This window comes from Okeania sp. SIO2F4, assembly GCF_010672385.1.
Lineage (GTDB): Bacteria > Cyanobacteriota > Cyanobacteriia > Cyanobacteriales > Microcoleaceae > Trichodesmium.
This window is the reverse complement of record NZ_JAAHGT010000715.1, coordinates 1-5,073: the sequence shown is the minus strand read 5'-3', so window position 1 is coordinate 5,073 and position 5,073 is coordinate 1. Positions and strand designations below refer to the sequence as shown.

The window sequence follows — 5,073 nt, the reverse complement described above, 5'->3', positions numbered from 1 at the left end:
TATAACAACTACTCGAAAACTTTAACCCATTGATTTTTATGAATAATTTATCTTCATCTACTCAAAACTCCGAACAAACAGAGACAGAAACAAATACTTCCACAACCGAACCAAAACCTAGTTATGTAAAACTCGCTATGAGAAATATGGTGAGGAAAGGTGGTACATCCCTCAAACATTTTGCCCTGACAACCATTACACTTATAGGCATTTTAGTTGGTCTTGCCTACCTAACGCGATAATTATAGCGCTACGCGCAAGTCAAAAGTCAAAAGTAAAAAATCAAAGGTCATCTATTACTCAGTTTTCGGTGCCCAAATGTTTCCCTACAGGATGCTACGCATTCATCTCGCGAAGCGTTTCATGTCGGCGACAGCCGAAAACGCAAAAGGATTTACCAATGTCCGCGCCCTAAATGCGTAGTTGGATAAAATCCTATTTTTTAGCGGAAAGGAGAATTCTACGGTTGTATTTGGAAGTAAATATTCAGGATTGTTTTTGGTCATCTTCTCCGTCAGAAGTCAAAAAATTCAAGGTCCAGGACGATCGGGATAACTTTTGTCCCATATCTTCCCAGAATTGGGAATATTGGTTTCGGAAATGGCTAGAAATCCTACAACCAGATATTCCAGTTGCTCAAAACTATGAACTTAGTCTACGTTTAACAGACGATTCTGAAATTCAAACCCTTAATAGTCAGTATCGTTACCAGAATCAGCCAACAGATGTTTTAGCCTTTGCCACTCTGGAAGTAAATGTTCCTCAGCTAAAAATAGTAGATTCCGATATACAAATATATCTGGGTGATATAGTAATTTCCATTGAAACAGCATTTCGGCAAGCCAAAAAACAGGGGCATCCATTAACAATAGAATTAGCTTGGCTAGCTGCCCATGGTTTTCTACATCTGCTCGGATGGGATCATCTTGATGAAGAAAGTTGGCAAAAGATGGTCAAACAACAGTTATTTTTGCTTCATGCTGTTGGAATTACTATTGGGGAACAAATCACTCCAGACAATTGACTAAACTCAAAGTAACTTTTTGACTTTTTGGATAAACTATTAATCGAGCAAGTCTTATATTATTTGGGCCTTGCATATAAAATCAAACTGAGGTGGATACTTTATGAAACTTAATGAGTCATCAATCTCCTACGATGAAGTGCCTTTTATACATCAACCGAAAAATTCTGCTACTTCCAAACCAAATATTTCTAAAAAGACATTGAAACTGAACAGAGAATTATCTTGGCAAGTCGCAAATAGTCTTTTTACTAGCTTCAAATATGCTTGGGCAGGATTGTCTTATGCTTTCCAGACTCAACGTAATTTTCGCATTCATACTTTTATCGGTATTATAGCTATTGGTTTGAGTATTTTATTGAAATTACAACCTATAGAAACAGTAGTTATTGTATTAACAATTGGATTGGTAATGGCTATGGAATTGTTGAATACTGCTATTGAGTCAGTGGTAGATTTAACTGTTAAACAGCATTACCATGAATTAGCAAAAATTGCTAAAGATTGTGCTGCTGGTGCAGTTTTAGTTTCAGCAATAGTGGCATTACTTGTGGCAAGTTATCTGATTTTATCCCCTTTATTAGATATAGTTATTTCTGCTCTTGGCAGTTAGCAATTAACTTGTTTGCCATCCTTTACTTGAAAATATCTGAATTTTTACAGCAAAAATTACTTTTGCCACAGCTATAATTAAAGTATTTATAATGTTGGTAGTTTGCTAATCAATTGTTATTTCATAAAATTGTTAATGTTGCAAATTTTGATTGCTGGCACAGGTGTTACATACAATCTGAATCGCAGTAATGGCAAATGGGTTCCATCGTAAATCTAACTTTAGTGAAAATAGCTTTAATGGAATTATTAGATATAGTGGTTGATTATACTGTGGATTTAATTCCAAAACTGCTAATAATTATTTGAGGATAGTTCAGGATTAGTAAGTATTGAGCTATCAGCTATCAGCAATAAACTTGAAGTATGATTTTGACAAGTCAGTTCAAATAATTATTCCTTTTGAAATCTAGAACTTGCCCGATGAGAGCTAAGGTTAGCTAATCTGCTTTTCCCTGTGGATTTTTCCTCAGTCTCTCAATAGTCCCTCGACTTTAAGCTAATGACTAATGGTTAACAAATGACTGCTAAATACTTACAAGGATTGTGTTGTTGGTGAAGTAATTTTTTCTGTTTTAGTTACTATTTTTATCCTGCTCTTACTGCTAAGTTCCTGTGCAAAATTAATTACACATCATTTTCCTGTTCCCAGTTAAGTGCTCCCTATTCCCTTTCTTAACTAGGATATTTATTTGGCACGACTACTTATTAACTTCTGGGTTTAAATTAATCAAGTTTATGCCTAGCTCAAGATTATTGATTCAGTAAAGTTTCCTAAAATAGAAGTAGAAGAATAGGGGAGTAAAGGAAAAAGCTAGTTTGGTTTAACTTATGATTTTTATTCACAAATCAAATTTAGTTGATTATCTCAATTTCTAGGACATTATTTAATCTTCTGAATTTTAAATTGAATTTTATAGCGCTTTTCACTTGAATGAAAAACATAACTTCTGCCCTCTGCCTTCTCTTTCATTTATTATGACTTACAGCAAACTATACCGTTTCACGGAAGTTAAAAGTTAAAAGTTAAAAGGTAAGATTTTATATACTCAAAACTTTTTTGACACTACAGTAATTTCAGGAAATTATTTCACATCTAAATTTTGAAACTATTTGTGACATATTTAAAGTGAATTGGTATAAAATTGTAATTAACAAAACGAATAACTATTAACTAAGTGGATAGAAATAAATATAAAACATTTAGATGCTGGTGTCAGGTGAAGCAAGAGAAATTTTTAATCCCTAATTCCTATTCCCTACACCTTTTTCTATTTCATTTGACCTACCTACTTAGCTTGTAATGGAAATAAGCGATCGCTCATTTGTAAAATGATTAAATACATCTAGGGAATAAAGGATAAGCATTCAGCGGTCAGCTAGCCTCTTGGGTCGTAACTGCCTCTTGCAGAGGAGCTAACGCTTTTCATGTCGCGCAGCGAAACAGCTATCAGCTTTCTTACCTTTAAAGGAGGAAAAAGCTATTGAGAGATTTCTAAGAATTAGTTAAAATGTAGTAGAAGTTAAATGAATGCTTGCTTAATTTATTATTCATTAAAAAGCTGAGAGCTGACAGCTAATAGTTGAATGCTTACAATAAAGGAGTAAAATACTTTGATTATAGTTATAGATAACTACGATAGTTTTACTTATAACCTAGTACAATATCTGGGTGAGTTGGGTACTGAATTAGCAGTTGCAGCTAATGTTAAAGTTTACCGCAATGATAAAATTTCCGTGGCAGAAATTAGGCAATTAAAACCTGATGGAGTTGTTATTTCTCCTGGTCCTGGTCGTCCAGAAGATGCAGGAATTTCTCAATCATTAATTCAAGAATTAGGAGAAAGTTTACCTATATTAGGAGTGTGTCTCGGTCATCAAAGTATCGGTCAAGTATTCGGAGGAAAAATTGTGGCTGCTCCAGAATTAATGCACGGTAAAACTTCAGAGATTTATCATAATCAACTAGGAATTTTTCAAGGATTAGATAATCCCATAACTGCAACTAGATATCATAGTTTGGTTATCGAACGGGAAAGTTGCCCTGAAGTATTGGAAATTACTGGATGGGTTGAGGATGGAACTATTATGGGTGTTAGACATAGAAATTATCCTCATATTCAGGGGGTACAATTTCATCCCGAAAGTATTTTGACTAATTCTGGAAAGTCGTTACTGAGAAATTTTTTGGCAGAATTATAACAATTTGAATGGTAGAGGGAAGAAAGAGGGAAGAAGGAAAAAGGAAGAGTGATATTTACCCACTTGGGTCAGAAGCTAAGTGTCAAAATTTAACTAAGACGTTTGAGTTAAATCAATAGTGTCTAGGTCACTCGGCGATCGCTCAGACCTATATCTAAAATCTCATAACTAAGACGTTGTAGTTAAATCAAAGTACATAGTTAGTTTTCTTGTAAGACTAAAAAATTGGCTAGTTAAGTTGAATTTTAAAAAGCAATAATATTGAGGGATGATATTTCCTCACCTGAGTCAGAAGCTAAGTGTCAAAATTTAACTAAGACGTTTGAGTTAAATCAATAGTGTCTAGGTCACTCGGCGATCGCTCAGACCTATATCTAAAATCTCATAACTAAGACGTTGTAGTTAAATCAAAAATTTTCTCCCTAAGAATTAGGGGAGTAGATGAAACTAGAAAAAATCTTTAAGTGATAAGTGATAACTGATAACTAATAACTGATTAAAATGCTCCCCAGTAGATCTGATTATTACTATTTTTAGTGTCTGTAGAATCTGGAGATGAATCAACATTCTCCTGATTGTGAAAAGACCTAATTCTCAATTCATCTAATAGCACACTAATATTTTCAGGTTCGTCATCAATAATACTGGCAAGAGGTAAAAGATTATCTAGGGAAAAATTTCCCAGTTGACTGTTAATAACTTCTGCCAAATAACAAAGCATAATAGATCTACTATAACTGGTAGTAATATAAAAAATTCTCTGGTCAGCATCAAAGTAATAAACTCCAGGAATAGATGAGGCAACTAAACTTTTATCCTGTAAAACTAAATCTACATTAATCTGATTTGCAGGAATAACTTTAGCTGTTTTTAACCAGTTTATATCGATTTCTAATTCCGAGTCATGGTAGTGAAAAATTAATCTCTGTAAACTATCAACGAATTTTGTAGAGTTGAGAGTATTTTGCCATTTTATACACCATTCATTAGATTGGTTTTCATCAGGAGGTTGAACATTTTTAGGAATTTCAATTACATCTCTGAGTAAAGATAAACTACCTGCTAACTTTGCTAGTTTGGGAGAAACTTGAGGATGTAATAGACGGTTATTATCAATATAATCTATCCACCAATGAGCATCAGGTATTAAAACTTTATTTGCAGGAATTAATTGATTTTCAGCATTCAGAATAGGTATATTTTTCACAGAGCCTTTTTCTAAGGATAATTGAGCA

At 33.6% G+C, this 5,073-nt stretch carries 4 protein-coding genes and 1 pseudogene; 4 read left to right on the top strand and 1 reads right to left on the bottom strand.

The window, feature by feature from the left end:
* Nucleotides 1-38: 38 nt before the first annotated feature.
* The 4 genes from F6K22_RS31135 to F6K22_RS31120 all read left to right on the top strand — a co-directional run bounded on the left by F6K22_RS31135 (nt 39) and on the right by F6K22_RS31120 (nt 3,838).
* Nucleotides 39-242 carry a DUF3285 domain-containing protein gene (locus F6K22_RS31135; protein WP_293107172.1) on the top strand — a complete coding sequence of 68 codons (204 nt, stop codon included), beginning with the start codon at nt 39-41 and terminating at the stop codon, nt 240-242.
* A gap of 230 nt (nt 243-472) precedes the next feature.
* Nucleotides 473-1,024 (top strand): rRNA maturation RNase YbeY, encoded by a 552-nt coding sequence (gene ybeY, locus F6K22_RS31130; RefSeq protein WP_363274815.1) that lies wholly within the window; start codon nt 473-475, stop codon nt 1,022-1,024.
* Nucleotides 1,025-1,127: 103 nt separating this feature from the next.
* Entirely contained in the window at nt 1,128-1,637 is a 510-nt protein-coding gene (locus F6K22_RS31125; protein WP_293107166.1) for a diacylglycerol kinase family protein, read from the top strand.
* A gap of 1,613 nt (nt 1,638-3,250) precedes the next feature.
* Nucleotides 3,251-3,838, top strand: coding sequence for an anthranilate synthase component II (locus F6K22_RS31120; RefSeq protein WP_293107163.1), 588 nt, complete (start codon nt 3,251-3,253; stop codon nt 3,836-3,838).
* A gap of 496 nt (nt 3,839-4,334) precedes the next feature.
* Here the strand turns inward: F6K22_RS31120 and F6K22_RS31115 are convergent.
* Nucleotides 4,335-5,073 (bottom strand): annotated as a pseudogene (locus tag F6K22_RS31115) (hypothetical protein); the annotation flags it as partial.